We start from the raw sequence: 20839 nt of genomic DNA on the forward strand, positions 1-20839 counted from the left end.
CCCGGTTCCCCGAGCGGCGCCTTCCTCCTTGCGAGTTGAATGCTTTGGTTACGCCGCTTCGGACTGGCGCTCCGGTTCGTCCATATTCTCCGGAAGTCCGGCGTCGCCTTCCACCGCGCGCGCTTCACCGGCCGCGACCTCGCGATCGCGCTTGTCGAAGAAGGCGGCGCGCTTGAGCCGCTTCCTCAGCGACTGCGATGGATTGTCCGAAGTCGGACCGTGCATGGCGCGCTCGACCCAGGTCTCGCCCGGCTTGGCGCTGTTCGAAGCCTGCTCGTTGCCCCACGAGAAGGCGGACGCTTCGGCCGCGACGGTCGGCTGCGCCTCCGCCACTGGCGGCGAGGGGATGTCTTCGCTCGCCGATTCGTCCGGGGCAGGCTCGGGCGACTCATATTGCCATGCCCCTTCGTCCTCGCGGCGACGCTTGCGGCGGTTCATCACGATTGCCGCGCCACCAAGGGCAATCACCGCCAAGGCGCCGCCGCCGAACTTGAGCGTCCGCTCGTCGAACGGACCGTTGAACGGGTTCGCCTTTGGTTTCGCGGATTGCGCCGCCGGCGCGGCGGCATCGGCTTTCCCGCTGAGCGCGGGGCTGGCGGAAAGGTCGACGACGGGCTTCGGCCCCGCCGCCAGGGTTGGGGACAAGGCGACTGACGCGGCAATCGCGGCAGCGCCTGCTCGTGCATATAGCGTTTTGTGGTTGGTCATCATGCCCAAACAACGGCCGTACAAGGCGCAAGTCGCCGGATTATCGGCTAATGGAAGTCTCAGGTGGACGGGTCGATCCGTTTTCTCGCGGGCGCGAATCGTTCCCGCATTGGCCGCATCCACGAGGCCGTGCATCGCGACGGAAAGATGTCTCGGCGGCTTGCTGTTTGCCGGCATGTCGGCGAATGGACGAGCATGGTTGGCGACATCGCAGCGAGCCCGGCCCGCAGACCAGGCGTGAGCGAGGAGGTCGCGCTTTTCTCCTACGGGACGCTGCAGCTGCCGGCGGTTCAACGCGCGACTTACGGGCGATTGCTCGAGGGCCAGGCGGACGCTCTGCCCGGTTATCGCCTCCAGCCTCTCGAAATCAGCGACCTTGAAGTGGTTCGGTTGAGCGGAAAAGCGGTGCATTCGATCGCCGTCGCGACCGATGATGTCGCCGACCGCGTCGCCGGGATGGTATTCCGCCTGAGCCAGGCGGAGCTGGACGCGACCGACGCTTATGAAGTTGATGCCTACGGGCGCGTCGAAACGCGGCTCGAGTCGGGCCGTACGGCGTGGGTGTACGTCGGGGCGGCTACCGGCCCTTGAGGCGTTGCACCGCAGCCAGGGTCTTGGCGACGTGCTGGCTGAAGTCGAGGTCGTCGTGGACCATGACGATCTTGCCGCCCTTGGCGATCACGTAGGATGTTCGCGTGGTGATGCCGGGATGCGCAGCCCACGCCACGTCATACGCCTTCTGCGTCGCCGGGGTCGCTGTGGCGACCGGGAAGGCGCTGCGGCATTCCTTGACCGAGAAGTCCTTCAACGTCGCGACATTGTCGGCCGACATGCCGATCACCTGCGCGCCGGCTTTCTTGAAATCGCCGATCGATTCGCTGAAGGCGTGAGCCTCGGCGGTGCAGCCGGACGTGAACGCCTTGGGGAAGAAATAGAGGACGACCGGACCCTTGTGCAGCTGCTGGGCGAGATGGAGCCTGAATTCCTTGCCGCCAACCGCTCCCGTGGTGGTGAAATCGGGGGCTTTGGCGCCCACCGGAAGTGCGGCCTGGGCCGGAACGGCGAAGGCTGCGGCGATCAGTCCCGCGAGAAGCTTGCGCATCGTCGACTCTCCTTGACGCGCAATCCTTAGCGCGCGTCCCCGATGAGTGCGAGGGGATGCTCGTCCGGTTCACCGGCTGGCGAGCTTAGTGCTGAGGCGCCAGCCAGCCGATGAGCACGTAGAACAGGACCATGAGCGGGCCGGTGATCAGGGTCAGGCCAACGAAGCCGAGGCGGATCAATAGCGGATCAACGCCGGTATAGTCGGCGAGCCCGGCGGCGACGCCCATGACCTTGGCGTCGCGCCGGTTGATCAGGAAACGTCCGTTCATTTCAAGTTTTCCTTGGGATTGAGGGTTCAGGCGATCGGCAGCGACGTGGCGGCCGAAACGAGCAGGAGCGCGGAAACGAGCGCACCGGCGAGAACGGTGGCGGTCTCACGAGCGGAAATGAAAGAAGCGAACATGTTCACAATCCCTTTTGTCGTAGCGAACCCGACCATCGGGTCCATGCCGTATACACTGCAGGGATCGTGCCAAATTGAAAAAGCCGTTGTTTTTCAGTGATGCTTGCGCTGTGCTACCCGAACACCGGCGCATTTCATGCTGTTTGTTGGGGAAAAATCCCAATCCCGGACGTCTTGGTCGCTTGCACGCTTGTCCGGAAATGGACACGCGCTACAAATGTAGTTCGTTTCCGGTCAACTCGACGTGGTGTCGCCGCCGTCGGGGTGCAGCACTTGCCCCGTCATGTAGCTCGCATCTTCGCAGGCCAGGAACAGGAAGGACGGCGCGACTTCGTTCGGCTGGCCGGGGCGGCCCATCGGCGTGTCCTTGCCGAACTCCGGGATCTTCTCCGGCCGCTGACCCCCCGACGGATTGAGCGGAGTCCAAATCGGCCCCGGCGCGACGGCGTTCACGCGAATGTCCTTCTTGACCAGGTTCAGGGCCAACGAGCGCGTGAACGCGGTGATCGCACCCTTGGTTGAACTGTAGTCCAGGAGCTCCGGCGAGCCGGCATACATCGTCTCCGACGTACAATTGATGATCGCCGACCCTTGCTTGAGATGCGGCGCCGCCGCTTGGCTCATAAAGAACATCCCGAAGATGTTGGTCTGGAAGGTCCGCCGCAGCTGCTCCTCGGTGATATCGGTGATGTCCTTGTCGGGGTGCTGCTCGCCGGCGTTGTTGACGAGGATGTCGAGGCCGCCGAGCTGGTCGACGGTCTGCTTCACCGCTTTCTCGCAGAATGCCTTGTTGCCGATGTCCCCCGCTATGGTGATGGCGCGGCGTCCTTCCGTCTCGACGATCTCCCTCGTCTTCGCGGCATCGTCATGCTCGCACAGATAGACGATCGCGACGTCGGCGCCCTCGCGCGCGAACAGCGCGGCAACCGCACGCCCGATGCCGCTGTCGCCGCCGGTGACCAGCGCGATCTTCCCGTCGAGACGTCCCGATCCAGGGTAGCGCGGCTCCCAGTCGGGCTTGGGCTCGAGCCGGCTTTCATGGCCCGGCAAGCCGTCCTCGTGGATCATCGGCTCCATGACGTCAGACATTGCGCTTACTCCTTCGGCGCGACGCCCATGCCCTCACGCTCGAAGTCTTTCGAAGTCGCTTGGTGTACTTCGTTCTTCGACGCTTTCTTGCCGCGGTGTCCGCGTGGCACCTTGGGCGTGGTCTCGGTGGTCTTCATGAAATCAGAAACCCGCCGCGCCTTGGCGTAGTTCCGTTCAGCCGCGGCGAGCGCCTGCGGGGATCGGCCGCTCGGCGCCAGCGTCCGCGGAGGTCGCGCTTCCCGGCCTGCAGCGTGCAACCAGAGTGGGGAAGTCGAAATTCGTATTCGCTTCAAGCGCCGCGCCCGTCGCCGCTGAGCATTGCTCGGCGCTTGAATAATGCGCCCCCAACGTCGCAACCTGCGAACATTGCGAACCGCCGTCGGCGCAGCCCAATATTGCAATTACGAAATAGCCCGCGCCCATTTTAACTTCCTGTTGCCTGGCCTCTTAGAACAATTGATTTTGTCAGCGGTTCCAGTGATTTCGCCGCGATCGTTTGCTCCGCGGCGTGAGGGAACCTACCTAGTCACGAATGGCCACCACCCCCTCCCACGAATTGCAGAAACCGAGCGGCGGCTTCGGCGCGCTGTGGCGCTTCCTGCCGATGTTGTGGCCGAAGGGCGAGGCCGAGCTCAAGCTTCGCGTCGTCGCGGCGGTGGTGCTGGTGCTCGCCGGCAAGGCCGCGGTGCTGCTGATGCCGTTTGCCTACAAAGCGGTGATCGACCGCATGTCGAGCCATGCGGTGCCGTTCGGCGTCGTCGCCGCGCTGGTCGCAGGCTATGCGACTGCGCGCTTCGCCGGCGTCCTCTCGGACAATCTGCGCAATGCCTTGTTCGAGAAGGTCGGCCAGAACGCCGCGCGCCGGCTGGCCGGGCAAGTCTTCCGCCACATCCATGACCTGTCGCTGCGCTTCCACCTCGAGCGCCGCACCGGCTCGCTGAGCAAGATTGTCGAGCGCGGGACCAAGAGCATCGACATGATGCTCTATTTCCTGCTGTTCAACATCGGCCCGACGCTGATCGAGCTGACCGCGGCGTGCATCATCTTCTTCGTCAAGTTCGGTTTCGGCCTGGTCGCCGCGACCCTCGCCATGATGGCGTTCTACATCGGCTTCACCCGCCGCGTGACGGAATGGCGCGCGGCGCTCCAGCGTCAGATGAACGAGGTCGACAACAAAGCCATCGGGCGCGCCGTCGACTCGCTGCTCAACTACGAAACCGTCAAATATTTCGGCGCCGAGGAACGCGAGGCGAAGCGCTACGACGAGGCGATTGGCGCTTTCGCCAACGCAACCATCCGCAACGAAGTCAGCCTCGCCTGGCTCAACATCGGCCAGGCCCTGATCACCAACCTGATGATGGCCGGCGCGATGATCTTCACCGTCTGGGGCTGGAGCAAGGGCCGCTTCACGCCTGGCGACGTGGTCTTCATCAACACCATGCTGATGCAGCTGTTCCGACCGCTCGACATGCTCGGCTGGGTCTACCGCTCGATCCGTCAGGGCCTGATCGACATGGAAGCGATGTGGAACCTGCTCGACACGCCATCGGAAGTGACCGACAAGCCGAACGCCCCGGCCCTGCGCATCGTCAGCGGACAGGTCCGCTTCGAGGGCATCCGCTTCGGCTATGAGGACGGCCGCGACATCCTGCAGGGCCTCGACCTCGACATCCCCGCGGGCACGAGCTGCGCCATCGTTGGGCCGTCGGGCGCCGGCAAGTCGACCATCGCCCGTCTGCTCTACCGCTTCTACGATCCGACCGCGGGCCGCATCCTGATCGACGGCCAGGACATCGCCGACGTCACCCAGACGAGCCTTCGCGCGGCGATCGGCATCGTCCCGCAGGACACCGTGCTGTTCAACGAGACCATCGGCTACAACATCGCCTACGGGCGCGACGGCGCTTCGCAGCAGGAGGTCGAGCACGCGGCGGCCGGCGCCGCAATCGACCGCTTCATCCAGGTCCTTCCCGAGCACTACCAGTCGATGGTCGGCGAGCGCGGGCTTAAGCTGTCGGGCGGCGAGAAGCAGCGGGTCGCGATCGCCCGGACCCTGCTCAAGAACCCGCCGATCCTGGTCCTCGACGAAGCCACGTCGGCGCTCGACAGCCGCACCGAGCAGGCGATCCAGGAAACCCTCGACCGGGTCGCCGAAAGCCGCACCACGATCATGATCGCGCACCGCCTGTCGACCATCGTCGATGCCGACCAGATCATGGTCCTCGACAACGGCCGCATCGTCGAACACGGCACCCACGAGACCCTGCTAGCCAGGGATGGGCTTTACGCCGAGCTGTGGACTCGGCAGGCTGCCGAACGCTCGGAGCAGGTAACGGCGGAAGCGGCGGAGTGACTCCAGAGCAGATTCTCAAGCAGACCTTCGGATTCGATCATTTCCGCGGCGCCCAGCAAGATGTCGTCGGGCGCGTGCTTGCCGGCAAGCATACGCTGGCAGTGATGCCGACCGGCGCCGGCAAGTCGCTCTGCTACCAGCTTCCCGCGCTCCTCCGCGACGGGACCGCGTTGGTCATCTCGCCACTGATCGCGTTGATGCACGACCAGATCCGCAGCGCGGAGACGATCGGCATCCGCGCTGCGTCACTGACCTCGGCGGATGCCGACCGCGAGCGGACGATCGAGCGCTTTCGCGCCGGCGAGCTCGACCTGCTCTACGTCGCCCCCGAACGCGCCACGACCGGTTCGTTCCGACAATTGATCGACCGCGTTCCCTTGTCATTGATCGCCATCGACGAGGCGCATTGCGTGAGCGACTGGGGCCATGATTTCCGGCCCGACTATCGCCAGCTCAGGGGCCTGCTCGATCAGCACGCCGGCGTGCCGCGACTGGCACTCACCGCCACCGCCGATGCGCGAACCCGCGCCGACATTTTGACCCAGCTCGGAATCCCGCAGGACGGCCTCGTCCTCGCCGGGTTCGACCGCCCCAACATCCGCTATTGCGTCCGTCACCGCGAGCAGACTGGCAAGCAACTGCGCGAACTGCTCGCCGCGCAGCCAGGCCCGGCGATCGTCTATGCGCCGAGCCGCGACAAGGCCGAGAAGATCGCCGAGGCGATCGGCCGCGACGGGCGCCCGGCGGCGCCGTACCATGCCGGGCTCGAGCCGCAGGTTCGCGCCCGCAACCAGGCCGCGTTCGTCCATTCGGAGGAGATGGTGATCGCGGCGACGGTCGCGTTCGGCATGGGCATCGACAAGCCCGACGTGCGGCTGGTCGCCCACGCCGCGATCCCGAAAAGCATCGAGGCGTATTACCAGGAGACGGGCCGCGCCGGCCGCGACGGCGAGCCGGCGGAGGCATGGTTGTTGTGGGCCGCGCAGGACTTCGCGCGCGCTCGTCAGCGGATCGAGCAGGAAGTGGAACCCGAGCGCCGCCCGGCCGAGCGCGAGCGGCTGAACGCGCTGGCGATGTTCGTCGAGGCGACCGGCTGCCGCCGCGCGATCCTGCTCAGGCATTTCGGCGACGACCCGCCGGAGCGGTGCGGCAATTGCGACAATTGCCTGGAGCAGCCACAAACCATCGACGCGACCGAGGTGGCGCGCAAGCTGCTCTCCGCCGCCTTCCGCACCGAGATGCGCTTTGGCGTCGGACACCTCGCCGACGTGCTCGCGGGCAACGACAATGAGAAAGTGCGCAGCTTCGGCCATCACCGCCTGTCGGTGTTCGGGATCGCGACGCCAGAGGAGATCGCGCTGGTGCGGCCGGTGGCCCGGGCGCTGATCGCCCGCGATGCGCTGCGCGCCGATGCGTATGGCGGGCTGTCGTTCGGCCCTGGCGCGCGGCCCATCCTCAAGGGCGAGCAGGAACTCCATGTTGGCGTCCCGCCGCCGCGCAAGCGCCGCCGCGATCGCGATTCCGGCCCCGCCGATCCGCTGTTCGACGCCTTGCGCGAGACCCGCCGCGCTCTCGCCGCCGAGTCCGGCGTTCCGGCCTATGTCATCTTCCACGATTCGACGCTTCGCGAGATCGCCGCCGCGCGGCCCCGGAACCTTGCCGAGTTGGCGCAAGTTAACGGCGTTGGCGAGGCCAAGCTTGCTCGCTATGGGGACGCGATGCTCGCCGCGGTCGCTGCCGCCCGCTGACCATTCAGGCTCGCGCAAGGCGGGTTCGATTAGGCCGTAACTGATTGAGATATTGGAAAGATGTTATGATGCGTAACCTTCTGCTCGCGTCCGCCGCGCTGGCGGTCGCCGCTGCGGCTCAGCCCGCGCTCGCCGCCCCCGCCAAGGCCCGGCCCGCTGCGTCGGCGACACTTCCGGCGTCTAATCCATTCGCGCAGACCAGCGCGCTGGCGTTCCAGACCCCCGATTTCGCGAAGATCAAGGACAGCGATTATCTGCCCGCGCTGCTCGCCGGCATGGCCCAGCAGAAGCAGGAAGTAACCGCGATCGCCAACAACCCGGCGGCGCCGACCTTCGACAACACGGTCGTCGCGATGGAGCGCTCCGGGCTGCTGCTCGAGCGCGCCAACCTCGCTTTCTCCGCAGTCAACGGGGCCAACACCAACGACACGTTGCAAGCGACGGACACCAAGACCGCGCCGCTGTTCGCCGCGCACAACGACTTCGTCTATCTGAACCCCAAGCTCTATCACCGCTTCAAGACACTGCACGACAGCCAGGCGTCGCTCGGGCTAAATCCGGAGCAGGCCAAGCTCCTCGACGTCTATTACAAGCAGTTCGTTCACGCGGGGGCGGAACTGTCGCCGGCGAAGCAGGCGCAGCTCAAGACCATGAACACTCGGCTGAGCACGCTGCAGAGCCAGTTCGGCCAGAAGCTGCTTGCCGCTGCCAAGGCCGGAGCGCTCCACGTCAACGACGCCGCGGCGCTCGCCGGGCTGTCGCCCGAACAGCTCGCCGCTGCCCAGCAAGCCGCCAAGGACCGCAAGGTCGCGGGCTATGTCCTGCCGCTGCAGAACACGACCCAGCAGCCGTCGATCGATTCCCTGACCAGCCACGACACGCGCCAGAAGCTCCTCGATGCGAGCCTCAACCGCGCCGAGCATGGCGACGCCAACGACACGCGCGCGATCATCACCGAGATCGCGCAGCTGCGCGCGAAGAAGGCGGCGTTGTTCGGCTACCCGACCTGGGCCGATTACACGCTCTACGATCAGATGGCGAAGGACCGCGCGACCGCGGTCGGCTTCCTCGACCGGCTCGCACCGGCCACCGCCGCGAAGCAGCGCCAGGAGGCCGCGGACATCCGCGCGCTGGCCCAATCCCAAGGCGCCAACTTCACCCCGACGGCGGCCGACTGGAACTTCTACTCCGAGCAGATTCGCAAACAGCGTTACGCGCTCGATAGCGACCAGCTGAAGCCCTATTTCGAGTTCAACAAGGTGCTGACCGACGGCGTCTTCTATGCCGCCAACCAGCTCTACGGGCTAACCTTCACCGAGCGCCACGACATTCCGACGTGGAGCCCCGACATGCGCGTGTTCGAGGTGCATGATGCCGACGGCAGCCAGCTCGCGTTGTTCATGATCGACCCGTGGAAGCGCGACAACAAGTCGGGCGGCGCGTGGATGTCGAACCTGGTCAACCAGGCATATCTGCGCGGCACCAAGCCGGTCATCTTCAACGTCGAGAACTTCACCAAGCCTGCGGCGGGCCAGCCGGCGCTGATCAGCTTCGACGACGTGACGACGATGTTCCACGAGTTCGGCCATGCGCTGCACGGCATGTTTGCCGCGCAGACCTATCCGACGCTGCAGGGCACCAATGTCGCGCGCGATTTCGTCGAGTTCCCGTCGCAGTTCAACGAGAACTGGGCGCTCGATCCGAAGATCCTGTCCCACTACGCGGTCCACTATCAGACGGGGCAGGTGATTCCGGCCGATCTCGTCGCCAAGGTCAAGAGCGCCCGCACCTTCAACCAGGGCTATGAGAATGGCGAGGTGCTCGAAGCGGCGCGGCTGGACCTCGACTGGCATTCGCTGCCGGCGACGGCGGCGCGGCAGGACGTCGACAAGTTCGAGGCGGATGCTTTGGCCAAGAGCGGCTTTGACGTCGCCGACGTGCCGACCCGCTACCGCTCGAGCTACTTCCTCCACATCTGGAGCAACGGTTACTCGGCCGGCTATTACGCCTATCCGTGGACCCGGATGCTCGGCCAGGACGCGTTCAACTGGTTCGAGACCCACGGCGGCCTGACCCGCGCCAACGGCCAGCGCTTCCGCGACATGGTCCTGTCGCGCGGCAACACGCTCGATTATGCCGAGATGTACCGCGCCTGGGCCGGGCACGATCCGAGCATCAATCCGTATCTCGAATATTACGGGCTGACCGGCGCGGGTGCGACTCCGGCGATGGCCCCGGCTCCGCCGCCGTCAGCGCCGGCGGCGGCGCCAACGCCGACCGAGCGCGGGCGCTGAGTAGACGGCTAGGCGCAGGTCATGTGAATTGGCCGCCTAGCCGCTCCAATAAGTTCTTGCTTTGTCGCCGCGTTTGAGCACCACAAACGGAGCATGCTCCGCTACGCCACAGTTTTGTTCTTCGCTGTCGCGACGGCGGCCAATAGCGCCACCGACAGGCTGACCATTAGGGCGGGCGAGAGTTTGACGATCACGATCGGCGATAAGGGCCTCGCGGTCTTAACCCGCGAAAAAGCTGCTCCTCTGTCGGCTTTCGAGACAGAGGCCTTGCACGACGGCCAGGCGATCGTTGTACCGCCGGAAGCAAAGACGGTTGCACCCTTGGCTATCAATCACACGGATGCGCCGGCACCAAAGATTCGGATGGGACAATTGCGAATTGCGTTTCGGACTGTTTCCAATTCAGACGGTACTGCGATGCAGTCTTTGCTCACGCTTGAAAACGGTTACGCCAGATCGCTCCGCTATAGCGCAGTCATCCGTCGCGGCGAGCAATCGGTCCCGACCGATGTCTGCGATGTTCCGGCCGTGAAACCTGGCTTCGAGCACTGGCCATATGTGCTGGACGCCATCGACCTCTCAAATTTTGAGTTGCTCGAGGGCGACCAGATCGAGTGCCAGTAGAATGATCCACAAGCTCGACGACCGGACGTGGGTGAGCGGCCAGGTCGCTCCCCACGAGGTCGCCGGGCTGGCCGCGAGCGGCGTCACCCTGCTGGTCAACAACCGCCCCGACGGGGAGGATCCCGAGCAGCCGCTCGCCGGCGATATCGAAGCGGCTGCGGAGGCCGCGGGCATCGCTTATCGGTTCGTGCCGATCGTTCGGGGAATCGGGCCCGCAGACGTCGAATCGATGCGCGAGGCGCTGCGCGAGGCCGGCGACGGCGCGGTCCTCGCTTTCTGCCGATCGGGAACGCGGTCGGCCCTGGCGTGCGCGCTTGCGCATCGCGAAGGCGGGGCTTCGGCCGACGAGGTGACGGAGAAGCTGACCCGCGCCGGCTTCGACCCCGGACCAATCGCGCACCTGCTCTAGGGCTTGTACTCTCGCAGCAACCGCTGTGCGTCGCCCAAGTCTTCATCCAGCACCATCAGCCGCACCGGCAACAGCAGCACGTAAAACCAGCCGAAGACGTTATTGATGTCGGCGTCGAACAGGATTGCCTCGACGCCCTCGCTTTCGAGATACAGACGCGCGAGATCCGCCTCGACGCGTGAGCTGAAACGGCCGGCTTCGACGAGGTCGGTCACCAGGGAAAAACGTCGCCGGCCGCGATTTCAGCGGGGCGCGGATCACGGCCGAGCATCGCGTTGCGGTGCGGAAAGCGGCCGAATCGCTCGATCACGTCATGATGCTTCTTCGCGTAGCCCAGTTGATGATCGTCGCCGAGCCGAGTGAACAACAGCAGCGAGCGTTTCTGGTCTTCAAGATTCTCGCTGTGCTGGAACGGCATGTAGAGAAAGCCGCGCTGTTGCGGCTCAAGCTGCTCGTCAAACCCGTGATCGACCGCTTCCCTGGCGATTAACAGCGCCAGATGGTCGGTCGCGAACTGGTCGGCGGCGCCGCGGAACATGTTGCGCGGCATCTGGTCGAACAGAATGACGCCGGCGAGCGCGGTGAGCGGATCGTCGAGGAAGGCATCGACCGGCAGCTGGCGCTTCTCCACCCACAGCTTGAGGAAGCGCTGCTTGCAGATGTGGTCGAGCGCCGGATCCGCCTTCCACCATTGCCCGGGATCGAGCCCGAACCAGAACTGCAAAATGTCGCTCACCCACATCTCGCGCACCTTCTCGCTTCCTCACCGCGGTAGCGAAAACGGACCGCGTTTGCATTCGTCGCAATGATAGGCGGGCGGCATGACTCGATTTCCGCCGATGGGTAAACTCGTGCGACTAACTCTCGCAGCCGCGGCCGTATGCAGCGGAGCCCAAGCGTCAGCGCAGAACAGGGCGGACGACAACGCCGTCACGCAGGCCGAGGACGCGTTCGGCTTCAGCGTCGGCCGGGAAACGATCGGCATTTACGGTCCCGGCAATGCGCGCGGCTTTTCACCCACCGCGGCGGGCAATGTTCGCATCGACGGGCTCTACTACGACCCGGTTTTCGGCCTGCAGGGCAGTTTGGTCGATTCGACCAGCATCAAGGTCGGCCTGTCCGCCCAAGGCTATCCGTTCGTTGCGCCGAGCGGAATCGTGGATCAGACGCTCCGTCGGCCACAATCCAGGCTTGGGGCATCGGTCATTGCCAACGCGGACGATTATGGCAGCAAGGGCATTGAAGTCGACGGCTCGCTGCCGCTGACAGGGCGCCTGGGCCTGTTCGTCGGACTGAACGCCGGGACGACCGTATTCGTCAACGGCACCGACAACTTCAGCCACGCCGAAAGCATTATCGGGCGTTGGCGCCCGACCGACGCTATCGAAGTCACGCCGTTCTGGTCGATGTACAATGATTATGACGACGAGAGCGGGACACTCTATGTTGCTGCCGGAAGCTTCAACCCCTCGATTGACCGGCCCCACCACGACGAGGGGCCGCGCTGGGCCGATAATCGCTTCGCTGGCACCAACGCGGGCATTTTGACGAACGTCTCATTCGGCGAGAATTGGGTCGCCCGTCTCGGTGCCTTCCGATCGAGCGTCCGTAACCGGCACGCATACACGCATTTGCTCACCAACGAGCAACTGGACGGGACGGCCGAGCGGATCCTCATCGCCGATCCGCCAAACCATAGTCACTCGCTGAGCGGTGAGCTGCGGGTCACTCACAGCATCGCGGAGGGCCCGCGGCTGCACCTCATTCACCTCAGCGCTCGACGGCGCGATGCCCGGCGGGAATTCGGCGGCTCGGATTCGGTCAGTTTTGGGATTGGGAGGGTCGGCGAAAATGTGACTGCTGCCAAACCGGCTTTTGAATTCGGAGAGCAAACTCACCAGCACGTCGAGCAGATGAGCTATGGCGTGGCTTACGACGGCCGCTGGAAAGGCGTCGGAGAAATCAGCCTGGGTGTCTCGAAAGCAAACTATCGGAAACTGACCGACATCCCGGCGGTCCGCCAAGTGAAGGCACGGTCCAATCCCTGGCTCTACAATGGCACCGCGGCGATTGTTCTATCGAAATCCGTCAACGTCTACGCCGGCTACGCGCGCGGGCTTGAGGAAAGCGGGATTGCGCCGTTCACCGCCGCCAACCGCAACGAGCCCCTGGAAACGATCCTGACTCAGCAAAGAGACGCCGGTGTCCGTATTGGCGTCAGCAAAGACCTCAATGCCGTCGTCGGCGTGTTCGATCTAACGCGGCCCTATTTCGGTTTCGACACCGTCAATGCGTTCAAAAAGATCGGCTCGGTTCGAAGCCGCGGCGCCGAATTTTCCATTTCCGGGAAGGTCACGCCCAAGCTCAACATCGTCTTTGGCGGAGTGCTCTTAAAGCCGCGGGTCGAAGCCGACTCGGACGCCTCGGGCAACATCGGCTCGAAGCCATATGGAGTTCCGACCCACACCATCAATTTCAACGCGAATTGGCAGACGTCATTCCTGCAGGGGCTTCAGCTCGATCTCGGCGTGTCCCATCGCGGCAGACAGCCCGCGACAACCGACGACCTCGTCTATCTGCCGCCGCGGCTGAACGTGAATCTCGGGATGCATTATGGGTTCAGGCTTGCGCAGCACGCGGCAACCTTGCGGGTTCAGGTCACGAACCTGTTCGACAATCATGACGTGGCGACCTTCGGGCCCGGAATCTTTGGTCCCAAGGCTTCGCGCCAATTGCTCGGCTATTTGACCGTCGATCTCTAATCACTGTGGAAAACGGCTTCTAGTGACCCGCTCTCTCAACCACAGCATTCTCGATACGATCGGCAACACGCCCCTCGTCCAACTTCGACGCGTGGTGCCCAAAGACTGCGCCCGAATCCTGGTCAAGGTCGAAGGCCGTAATCCAACCGGCAGCATGAAAGACCGAATGGCACAGGCGATGATCGAGGCCGCGGAGCGCGACGGTAGACTCAAGCGTGGCGATACTGTCGTCGAATATACCGGCGGCAGCACCGGCGCCTCACTGGCGTTGATCTGCGCGGCTAAGGGTTATCGACTGCGCCTGTTCAGTTCCGACGCCTTCAGCGAGGAGAAGCTGGTGCAAATGGCGGCCTTCGGCGCCGACCTGACCATCATCCGTAGCGAAGAGGGCCGGATAACCAAATCTCTGATCGAAAGCATGATCGCCGCCGCCAAAGAGGCAAGCGGAGAGCCGGCCACATTCTGGACGGACCAGCTGAACAATGTGGACATGATTGCGGGCTATCGTCCGATGGGCCAGGAAATATGGAACCAAGCGAAGGGCCGGGTGGACGCGTTCGTTCAAGCGATCGGCACCAGCGCTTCGCTACAAGGTGTCGCAGCCGTGTTGCGGCAGAACAATCCGAATGTCCGGACCATCGCCGTCGAACCGAGCGAGTCTGCTGTCCTTTCGGGAGGGCCCACCGGCGCCCACAAAATCGACGGAATCGGCATCGGATATATCCCGCCACTGTGGGATCCCGACATTGTCGACGAAGTGATCTCCGTCTCGACAGCCGACGCGAATGCGATGGCGCTCCGCCTGACTGAGGAGGAGGGGTTGTTTGCCGGTACCTCATCCGGGGCAAACGTTGTGGCGGCTATCCGTGTCGGCCGGCGACTTGGACCCGATAGGACCGTGACCACCCTGCTGGTCGATTCAGGCCTCAAATATCTTGCGACCTATGGAAGAATGTTGGCGGCGCGGATCTCGCGCCACCCCAACGAATGCTAGTCCGCATCCACCGTCCCGAGCACCGTCGGCGCGCCGCCCGAGCTAATCGAAGCGGCGTGAGCAAGAGCCTCCTGCCCGCCCGCCGATTGAGCGCAGCGTTGCAGCGTGTCGATGTCCGGGAAGGTTACGTCGCTGAGGAAGTGGAACGGCGGCGTTTCGCCCGGACCGATAATCTTGCGGCTGGCAACGGCGGTCGCGCCGGTCAGCCGCGGCCCGGCAAAGGGCAGATGCTCGTCGCGATACGCTTTCGCGAAATCCGCAGCGTCGGTTGGTTGCGGATAAAGAATGAGCAGATGTGCAGCCATGATTGATCTCCTCCCATTGGCGAAGGAGCATTACGCCGGCTTGACCAGCTTCAGCGGTACGGAATCCTGACCCGCGGCAGGCTCCACATTGGCAAACATGTATCGGTCGAACCAGCTCGGGAACGCATGGACGAGAGGTCGCGGACCCTCGAGCCGCAATCCACTGCGCTGCGCCTCGCGAAATCCCAAATCGCCGCGCCACCACGCCACAAGGACTGCGAGGGGGCCGCCGAGGCTGATCAGTTCCGGATAACCCGGATTGTGGTGGCACAACGACGCTTCCGTCTGGCGAAGCAGGAGATAGCTGGGGCGATGGCCGTCGAACTCCAAGCGAACCACCAGCGGTTCGTTCGGGAGCGCAGCGAAATTCACCCTCCGCCGCATGTCGATCAGAAGCGGCTCGAGATCGAGGTCCTCGGCATGCGCCTGGCGCGGCAGCCATCGCTGACCCCAGAGGCCGAGCTCCTCGATTATCCCCAACAGCTCCATGCCCGCCGAGGTCAGTACATATTCCGGCCCACTTGAGCCCTCGGTTCGGGCAATCGCGCCGACGTGGGCGAGCATCTGAAGGCGTTCGGAGAGCATCGTCCGGCTGATCCGCGGAACTCCGCGCCGAATATCGTTGAATCGCTCGCTGCCGCACAGCAGCTCGCGGATGATCAGCAGAGTCCAGCGCCCGCCGAGGATATCGAGCGAGCGAGCCACCGCGCAGAACTGACCGGCGCCCGACATCGGACCAAGCTAGTCCTAATGCCGGCTGGCCGGGAGTCCAGAAAATGGACCGTCAGGCGGCGGTGCCTCCCACGGTCAACCCGTCGACCAGCAACGTCGGCTGGCCAACGCCCGCGGGCACGCTCTGCCCGCCCTTGCCGCAGACGCCGATGCCCTCGTCGAGGGCGAGGTCGTTGCCGATGCCTGTGACCCGGGTCAGGACGGTCGGGCCGTCGCCGATCAGCGTCGCGCCCTTGATCGGTTCGGCGATCTTGCCGCCGCGGATGCGGTAGGCTTCGGTACAGGAGAAGACGAACTTGCCGCTGGTGATGTCGACCTGCCCGCCGCCGAAGCTCTTGGCGAAAATGCCGTCCTTGACGCGACTGACGAGGTCGTCCGGATCGTCCTTGCCGGCGAGCATGAAAGTGTTGGTCATGCGCGGCATCGGCGCATGGGCGAAGCTCTCGCGCCGGCCGTTGCCGGTCGGCTCCATGCCCATCAGGCGCGCGTTGAGCCGGTCCTGCAGATAGCCCTTGAGAATGCCGTCCTCGATCAGTGTGGTGCGGCGCGTCGGCGTCCCTTCGTCGTCGATCGTCAGCGACCCGCGGCGCAGGTCCATCGCGCCGTCGTCGACGACGGTCACCCCCGGCGCCGCGACCCGCTCGCCGAGCCGCCCCGAGAAAGCGGAAGTGCCCTTGCGGTTGAAGTCGCCCTCAAGCCCGTGGCCGATCGCTTCGTGAAGGAGCACCCCGGGCCAACCGGGGCCGAGCACCACCGGCATCTCGCCCGCCGGCGCCGCGACCGATTCAAGGTTGGTCAGTGCCTGGCCGAGCGCGATGTCGATTGCCCGGTTCCACTCGGCATCCTCGAACAACCGGCCGTAAAGATAGCGCCCGCCCAGCCCGAAATAGCCGCTCTCGCGGCGGCCGTTCTGCTCGGCGACGATACTGATTCCGAGCCGCACCAGCGGGCGCACGTCCGAGGCGATGAAGCCGCCCGCGCGGACGATGTCGATCACGCTCCAGTTGGCGGCGAGCGTGACGCTGACCTGGCAGATGCGCGGGTCGCGGGCACGCGCCGCCGCGTCGATTTTCTCGCACAAAGCAACCTTCTTGGCGAAGGGAACGAGGGCAAGCGGATCTTCGGCGCCGTACATCGCCTGGTTGGTGCGCGCGGGCGGCAGCGCGGCCTCGGCCTTGCGCGGGTCGAGCAGCTTCAGAGTCGACGCGGCGCGTTCGATCGCCGCCTCGCTGATCTCGTTGGCATGGGCGAAGGCGGTGGTCTCGCCGGTCACGCCCCTGAGGCCGAAACCCGAGGACGTGTGATAGTCGGCCGTCTTTAGCCGCCCGTCGTCGAACCCGAACGCCTCGCTCGCGCTGTACTGGAGGTAGAGCTCGCCGTCGTCGCACGGCGAAAGATGCTTGTTCGCAAGCGCTCGCGCGCCATCCGGATCGAGGCTGCGGTAGAGAAAGCGGCGCGGATCGGGCGTGGTCATGCCGCCTGGCTGTCCGCCGGTCCCCCGATGAGCACGAAACGCCGGTCGCAATAGCCGCACTCGACGAAGCCGGTGTCGGGCTCAATCCGGAGATAGACGCGCGGGTGGCCAAGCGCCGGCTCGACTTCGCCCGAACCGTCGCAGGCGACGGCGGTGCTGGTGACGCGGTAGATCTCGGGCGGCGGTGGGGCTGGCATGAGTCGGAGGTAGCAACCGCCCCGCCCCGCTTCAACCGCTCGGCTTGTCGCATCGGAGCGCCGCTCTTATGCCCGTCGCCCAAATGACCGACGCCGCCATCCGCATCGAATCGCTATGCAAGACCTACGCCGGCGGCAAGCAGGCGCTGAACGACGTCAGCTTCGACGTCCCGCGCGGGCAGATTTTCGGGCTGCTCGGCCCGAATGGCGCGGGCAAGTCGACGCTGATCAACATCCTCGCCGGACTGGTCGTGAAGACCAGCGGAACTGTGAACATCTGGGGCTTCGACATCGACGAGCACCCGCGCAACGCCAAGCGCTCGATCGGCGTCGTCCCGCAGGAGATCATCTTCGATCCCTTCTTCACGCCGCGCGAGACGCTGGAGATCCAGGCGGGGCTGTACGGAATCCCGCCCACCGAGCGGCAGAGCGACGGGCTGCTCGCAGCGATGCATTTGACCGACAAGGCGAATGCCTATGCCCGCACTTTGTCGGGCGGGATGAAGCGCCGCCTGCTGGTCGCCAAGGCAATGGTCCATTCGCCCCCGATCCTCGTCCTCGACGAGCCGACCGCGGGCGTCGACGTCGAGCTTCGCCGCCAGCTGTGGGATTATGTGCGCCAGCTTCACGCCCAGGGCGTCACGATCGTCCTCACGACGCATTACCTCGAGGAGGCCGAGGAGCTTTGCGACCGCATCGCCATCATCCATCACGGCCGGGTGATCGCCAACGAGCCGACGCGCGAGCTGGTTGCCAAGGCGCAGGAAAAGGCCGTCGTCGTCACCTTCGACAAGGACATCGCCGAGGTGCCGGTCAATTCCGCCTTCGAGGGCATTTCGCTGATCGACGAGCGGACGCTCGAGATCACCTTCCGCAAGGACAAGGTCAACGCCGGACAGGTGCTTGCGTCGCTGACCGCGAAAGGGCTCGCGATCGTCGACGTCTCGACCCGCGATCCCGATCTCGAGGACGTGTTCCTGAGTCTGGTGTCGGCCGAGCAAGAGGCGGCATGAAGCCGACCGCCGACGTCCTCATCGTCGGCTCGGGCGCGGCCGGGCTGACCGCGGCGCTCAACCTCGCCGAGACGCACAAGGTGGCGGTGATCGCCAAGGGGGCGCTCGGCGACAGCGCCAGCGCCCGCGCGCAGGGCGGGATCGCCGCGGTGCTGGAGGAAGGCGACAGCTTCGAAGCGCACGTCAACGACACGATGATCGCCGGCGCCGGCCTCAACGACATTAAGGTCGTCGAGCATGTCGTCGAGGCGGCGCCGCGGGCGATCCGGCACCTGATCGAACTGGGCGTGGCCTTCGCGTCCGAGAATGGCGCGCTGCACCTGACCCGCGAAGGCGGGCACAGCCACCGCCGCATCGTCCACGTCGCCGACGCCACCGGCTGGGCGATCAGCCAGGCGCTCGAGGGCGCGGCCGCCCGCCATCCCAACATCACGCTGGTCCCCGACATGGTGGCGATCGACCTGATCACCGGCCGCCATGCCACGGATTTCTCGACCAGCGGCGCGGTCCACGGCCTCTACGCCTGGAGCCGCAAGAAGAAGCGGGTCGAAACGCTGACCGCGCGCGCGACCATCCTCGCCACCGGCGGCGCCGGCCGCGCCTATCTCTATTCGACCGCGCCGCGCGGCGCGACCGGGGACGGCATCGCAATGGCGTGGCGCGCCGGATGCCGCATCTCCAACATGGAGTTCATGCAGTTCCACCCGACCTGCCTCTACAATCTCGAGGTCAAGAACTTCCTGATCACCGAGGCGGTGCGCGGCGAGGGCGGACAGCTCAAGCTGCCGCCCGGCGTCAAGGGCGCGGGCAAAAGGTTCATGCCGCAGTTCGACGAGCGCGCCGAGCTCGCGCCGCGCGACATCGTCGCCCGCGCCATCGACCATGAGATCAAGCGCCTCGGCCTCGACTACGTCCACCTCGACATTTCGCACCGCGAGCCCGAGTTCGTGAAGGCGCACTTCCCGACCATCTACGAGAAGCTGCTCGGCCTCGGCATCGACATCACCGCCGAGCCGATCCCGGTCGTCCCGGCGCAGCATTATACCTGCGGCGGCGTGGTGGTGGACCTCGACGGGCGCACCGACGCGCCTGGCCTCTATGCCGCAGGCGAAGTGACCCAATCGGGGCTTCACGGCGCCAATCGCCTGGCCTCCAACAGCCTGCTCGAATGCCTGGTGTTCGGCGAAGCGGCGGCCACGCACATCGCGGCCAACTGGGACGAACTGCCCGACGTGCCCGCAATCCGCGGCTGGGACGAAAGCCGGGTCACCGACAGCGACGAGGAAGTCGTCATCACCCAGACCTGGGGCGAGATACGGCGGATGATGTGGAACTATGTGGGGATCGTCCGCACCACCAAGCGGTTGGAGCGCGCCAAGCACCGCATCGACATGCTGCGGCAGGAAGTGAAGGACTATTACGCCCACTTCCGCGTCACCCCCGACCTGATCGAGCTCAGGAACCTGGTCGAAGTCGCCGACCTCATCGTCCGCAGCGCGCTAAGCCGCCACGAAAGCCGCGGGCTTCACTACACGCTCGATTATCCCGAGACGCTGAAGGAGGCGAAAGACACGGTCCTCGTGCCGTAGGAATTCGCGAAACCGAAACATCGGCGAGGTCGTGCCGGCAGCGGGGGCGGGGGGTGAGTCAACTTCGTCAACTTCGGGCGCGAATCGGATGTGTTCATCGGCGAGCTTGGATCACAAAGCGGGTGCTGTAGGACAGGATAATCGCCGCGCAACGAAAAGGAGGGACCGATGCCCGTTGAACTCAAGATCCTGGCGCTGGGTGCGCTGCTGCTGTTCGTGCACATCTTCACCGCGACGCGGTTCAAGACCGCACAATATGGTCGCAAGTGGAACGTCGGCGCGCGCGACGAGGCGCTGGCCGAGCCGAGCCCGGTGACCGGCCGGACGATACGCGCGCAGGCCAATTTCCAGGAGACGTTTCCGATCGCGATCGTCGCGCTACTCGGCGTGGTCATCGCCGGGCGGACCAGTCCGATGACCGCGCTCGGCGGCTGGATCTGGCTCGGCGCGCGGGTGGTGTACCTGCCGCTTTACGCGGTCGGCGTGCCGGTGATCCGCACGGTGGTGTGGACGATCAGCGCGATCGGGCTGGTGATGGTGATCTATCCGCTACTTGCGGGTTGAATGCTCATCGAACCAGGGGCGGCCAGCCTTCCTGTCTCTCCCGGCGAGTAGGAATAGCTATACTATCGACGGTTCTCCGTTCTTCACCACGCGTGATGACCACGAAGTAGCGTCTATGACGAGGATCGAAGAAGGCAAACTGGCAGTAAGCAAGTCCCGTTCCCGAGCAATTTAGCGCTTCAGGATATCGCTTGCATGACGCCGGGTCGTCTGGGCACGGCTCGAACAGGGCCCCTCGTTGAAAGTGGACAGGCCGGTAGCCGTCCCGCAGAAGCCTAACACGAGCCTCATGATACGGCTTGCCCTTCAAACCGCTTAGGCCGGCGGCGCTCACAGGGGCGGCCAGGGCGCACAGCATGATTGTTGAAGTGATACGCTTACTCAGCATGAAGACCTCGCTTGCAACCAGAAGGTAACTGATGATTGAATCTCTGCAACTGCTCGAAAGCAGTCGCCTCGCTCCCTACCTTCCGTTCA

22 protein-coding genes are annotated in these 20839 nt (G+C 64.9%); 11 read left to right on the top strand and 11 right to left on the bottom strand.

Annotated features, from left to right (window positions below; translation table 11 throughout):
• Positions 1-48 precede the first annotated feature (48 nt).
• A complete protein-coding gene (locus N539_RS0100155) occupies positions 49-708 on the bottom strand; it encodes a hypothetical protein (RefSeq protein WP_156029668.1) in 660 nt (219 codons plus the stop codon).
• A 195-nt stretch (positions 709-903) separates the two neighbouring features.
• Between N539_RS0100155 and N539_RS0100160 the strand changes: the two genes are divergently transcribed.
• Positions 904-1299 carry a gamma-glutamylcyclotransferase family protein gene (locus N539_RS0100160; RefSeq protein WP_051531274.1) on the top strand — a complete coding sequence of 132 codons (396 nt, stop codon included), beginning with the start codon at positions 904-906 and terminating at the stop codon, positions 1297-1299.
• Here the strand turns inward: N539_RS0100160 and N539_RS0100165 are convergent.
• The 4 genes from N539_RS0100165 to N539_RS19085 form a co-directional block, all read right to left on the bottom strand.
• Complete coding sequence (locus N539_RS0100165) at positions 1286-1810, bottom strand: peroxiredoxin (RefSeq protein ID WP_028968624.1); 525 nt, start codon at positions 1808-1810, stop codon at positions 1286-1288. The two genes, N539_RS0100160 and N539_RS0100165, sit on opposite strands and share 14 nt — an antisense overlap.
• Before the next feature lie 85 nt (positions 1811-1895).
• Positions 1896-2081, bottom strand: coding sequence for a PspC domain-containing protein (locus tag N539_RS0100170; RefSeq protein ID WP_028968625.1), 186 nt, complete (start codon positions 2079-2081; stop codon positions 1896-1898).
• Between the two features lie 368 nt (positions 2082-2449).
• Positions 2450-3304: a glucose 1-dehydrogenase gene (locus tag N539_RS0100180; RefSeq protein WP_028968626.1), complete on the bottom strand. Its 855-nt coding sequence runs from the start codon at positions 3302-3304 to the stop codon at positions 2450-2452.
• A 5-nt stretch (positions 3305-3309) separates the two neighbouring features.
• Positions 3310-3441 carry a hypothetical protein gene (locus N539_RS19085; RefSeq protein ID WP_269319413.1) on the bottom strand — a complete coding sequence of 44 codons (132 nt, stop codon included), beginning with the start codon at positions 3439-3441 and terminating at the stop codon, positions 3310-3312.
• Positions 3442-3836: 395 nt separating this feature from the next.
• On the opposite strand from N539_RS19085, the gene N539_RS0100195 reads away from it, so the two are divergent.
• The 5 genes from N539_RS0100195 to N539_RS0100215 all read left to right on the top strand — a co-directional run bounded on the left by N539_RS0100195 (position 3837) and on the right by N539_RS0100215 (position 10732).
• On the top strand, positions 3837-5657 hold the full coding sequence (locus N539_RS0100195; protein ID WP_037551605.1) for an ABCB family ABC transporter ATP-binding protein/permease: 1821 nt from the start codon (positions 3837-3839) through the stop codon (positions 5655-5657).
• Positions 5654-7405, top strand: a complete 1752-nt coding sequence (recQ, locus tag N539_RS0100200; protein WP_028968628.1) for a DNA helicase RecQ — start codon at positions 5654-5656, stop codon at positions 7403-7405. Before N539_RS0100195 ends, recQ begins: the two co-directional genes overlap by 4 nt.
• A 68-nt stretch (positions 7406-7473) precedes the next feature.
• On the top strand, positions 7474-9699 hold the full coding sequence (locus tag N539_RS14655; RefSeq protein ID WP_051531276.1) for a M3 family metallopeptidase: 2226 nt from the start codon (positions 7474-7476) through the stop codon (positions 9697-9699).
• 93 nt (positions 9700-9792) lie between these two features.
• Entirely contained in the window at positions 9793-10323 is a 531-nt protein-coding gene (locus tag N539_RS0100210) for a hypothetical protein (RefSeq protein ID WP_028968629.1), read from the top strand.
• 1 nt (position 10324) lies between these two features.
• Positions 10325-10732 carry a TIGR01244 family sulfur transferase gene (locus N539_RS0100215; protein WP_028968630.1) on the top strand — a complete coding sequence of 136 codons (408 nt, stop codon included), beginning with the start codon at positions 10325-10327 and terminating at the stop codon, positions 10730-10732.
• Here N539_RS0100215 and N539_RS0100220 read toward each other — a convergent pair.
• Together N539_RS0100220 and N539_RS0100225 are read right to left on the bottom strand one after the other, a co-directional pair.
• Positions 10729-10947 (bottom strand): putative signal transducing protein, encoded by a 219-nt coding sequence (locus N539_RS0100220; protein WP_037551609.1) that lies wholly within the window; start codon positions 10945-10947, stop codon positions 10729-10731. The genes N539_RS0100215 and N539_RS0100220 overlap by 4 nt on opposite strands.
• Positions 10944-11474 (bottom strand): DUF924 family protein, encoded by a 531-nt coding sequence (locus tag N539_RS0100225; protein ID WP_051531061.1) that lies wholly within the window; start codon positions 11472-11474, stop codon positions 10944-10946. Before N539_RS0100225 ends, N539_RS0100220 begins: the two co-directional genes overlap by 4 nt.
• 79 nt (positions 11475-11553) lie before the next feature.
• On the opposite strand from N539_RS0100225, the gene N539_RS14660 reads away from it, so the two are divergent.
• Both N539_RS14660 and N539_RS14665 read left to right on the top strand, forming a co-directional pair.
• Positions 11554-13494, top strand: a complete 1941-nt coding sequence (locus N539_RS14660) for a TonB-dependent siderophore receptor (RefSeq protein WP_081774105.1) — start codon at positions 11554-11556, stop codon at positions 13492-13494.
• 22 nt (positions 13495-13516) lie between these two features.
• Positions 13517-14488: a PLP-dependent cysteine synthase family protein gene (locus tag N539_RS14665; protein WP_037551611.1), complete on the top strand. Its 972-nt coding sequence runs from the start codon at positions 13517-13519 to the stop codon at positions 14486-14488.
• Here the strand turns inward: N539_RS14665 and N539_RS14670 are convergent.
• The 4 genes from N539_RS14670 to N539_RS0100255 are packed head-to-tail and all read right to left on the bottom strand — an operon-like array spanning position 14485 to position 17196.
• Entirely contained in the window at positions 14485-14793 is a 309-nt protein-coding gene (locus N539_RS14670) for an EthD family reductase (protein ID WP_051531063.1), read from the bottom strand. The genes N539_RS14665 and N539_RS14670 overlap by 4 nt on opposite strands.
• Positions 14794-14823: 30 nt before the next feature.
• The gene (locus N539_RS14675) at positions 14824-15525 is read right to left on the bottom strand and encodes a winged helix-turn-helix transcriptional regulator (protein ID WP_051531065.1); all 702 of its coding nucleotides are present in this window, start codon (positions 15523-15525) and stop codon (positions 14824-14826) included.
• 52 nt (positions 15526-15577) lie between these two features.
• A complete protein-coding gene (gene tldD, locus N539_RS0100250; protein ID WP_028968633.1) occupies positions 15578-16999 on the bottom strand; it encodes a metalloprotease TldD in 1422 nt (473 codons plus the stop codon).
• Entirely contained in the window at positions 16996-17196 is a 201-nt protein-coding gene (locus N539_RS0100255) for a zinc-finger domain-containing protein (protein ID WP_028968634.1), read from the bottom strand. The genes tldD and N539_RS0100255 overlap by 4 nt, the downstream gene beginning before the upstream one ends.
• A gap of 83 nt (positions 17197-17279) precedes the next feature.
• Here N539_RS0100255 and N539_RS0100260 point away from each other — a divergent pair, with 83 nt between their 5' ends.
• The 3 genes from N539_RS0100260 (at position 17280) to N539_RS0100270 (ending at position 20362) form a co-directional block, all read left to right on the top strand.
• A complete protein-coding gene (locus N539_RS0100260; protein ID WP_028968635.1) occupies positions 17280-18209 on the top strand; it encodes an ABC transporter ATP-binding protein in 930 nt (309 codons plus the stop codon).
• On the top strand, positions 18206-19798 hold the full coding sequence (gene nadB / locus N539_RS0100265) for an L-aspartate oxidase (protein WP_028968636.1): 1593 nt from the start codon (positions 18206-18208) through the stop codon (positions 19796-19798). The genes N539_RS0100260 and nadB overlap by 4 nt, the downstream gene beginning before the upstream one ends.
• Positions 19799-19966: 168 nt before the next feature.
• Positions 19967-20362 carry an MAPEG family protein gene (locus N539_RS0100270; protein WP_028968637.1) on the top strand — a complete coding sequence of 132 codons (396 nt, stop codon included), beginning with the start codon at positions 19967-19969 and terminating at the stop codon, positions 20360-20362.
• The last annotated feature ends 477 nt before the right edge of the window (positions 20363-20839 follow it).

The organism is Sphingomonas sp. URHD0057, from assembly GCF_000620665.1.
Classification (GTDB): domain Bacteria; phylum Pseudomonadota; class Alphaproteobacteria; order Sphingomonadales; family Sphingomonadaceae; genus Sphingomicrobium.

Coding starts and splice junctions, on each gene's coding strand:
- nadB (WP_028968636.1), top strand. CDS start 18,206: ATGAAGCCGACCGCCGACGTCCTCATCGTCGGCTCGGGCGCGGCCGGG.
- N539_RS0100165 (WP_028968624.1), bottom strand. CDS start 1,810: ATGCGCAAGCTTCTCGCGGGACTGATCGCCGCAGCCTTCGCCGTTCCG.
- N539_RS14670 (WP_051531063.1), bottom strand. CDS start 14,793: ATGGCTGCACATCTGCTCATTCTTTATCCGCAACCAACCGACGCTGCG.
- N539_RS0100260 (WP_028968635.1), top strand. CDS start 17,280: ATGACCGACGCCGCCATCCGCATCGAATCGCTATGCAAGACCTACGCC.
- N539_RS0100160 (WP_051531274.1), top strand. CDS start 904: ATGGTTGGCGACATCGCAGCGAGCCCGGCCCGCAGACCAGGCGTGAGC.
- N539_RS14675 (WP_051531065.1), bottom strand. CDS start 15,525: ATGTCGGGCGCCGGTCAGTTCTGCGCGGTGGCTCGCTCGCTCGATATC.
- N539_RS19085 (WP_269319413.1), bottom strand. CDS start 3,441: ATGAAGACCACCGAGACCACGCCCAAGGTGCCACGCGGACACCGCGGC.
- N539_RS14660 (WP_081774105.1), top strand. CDS start 11,554: ATGACTCGATTTCCGCCGATGGGTAAACTCGTGCGACTAACTCTCGCA.
- tldD (WP_028968633.1), bottom strand. CDS start 16,999: ATGACCACGCCCGATCCGCGCCGCTTTCTCTACCGCAGCCTCGATCCG.
- N539_RS0100215 (WP_028968630.1), top strand. CDS start 10,325: ATGATCCACAAGCTCGACGACCGGACGTGGGTGAGCGGCCAGGTCGCT.
- N539_RS0100255 (WP_028968634.1), bottom strand. CDS start 17,196: ATGCCAGCCCCACCGCCGCCCGAGATCTACCGCGTCACCAGCACCGCC.
- N539_RS14655 (WP_051531276.1), top strand. CDS start 7,474: ATGCGTAACCTTCTGCTCGCGTCCGCCGCGCTGGCGGTCGCCGCTGCG.
- N539_RS0100225 (WP_051531061.1), bottom strand. CDS start 11,474: ATGTGGGTGAGCGACATTTTGCAGTTCTGGTTCGGGCTCGATCCCGGG.
- N539_RS0100170 (WP_028968625.1), bottom strand. CDS start 2,081: ATGAACGGACGTTTCCTGATCAACCGGCGCGACGCCAAGGTCATGGGC.
- N539_RS0100195 (WP_037551605.1), top strand. CDS start 3,837: ATGGCCACCACCCCCTCCCACGAATTGCAGAAACCGAGCGGCGGCTTC.
- N539_RS0100155 (WP_156029668.1), bottom strand. CDS start 708: ATGACCAACCACAAAACGCTATATGCACGAGCAGGCGCTGCCGCGATT.
- N539_RS0100270 (WP_028968637.1), top strand. CDS start 19,967: ATGCCCGTTGAACTCAAGATCCTGGCGCTGGGTGCGCTGCTGCTGTTC.
- N539_RS0100210 (WP_028968629.1), top strand. CDS start 9,793: ATGCTCCGCTACGCCACAGTTTTGTTCTTCGCTGTCGCGACGGCGGCC.
- N539_RS0100180 (WP_028968626.1), bottom strand. CDS start 3,304: ATGTCTGACGTCATGGAGCCGATGATCCACGAGGACGGCTTGCCGGGC.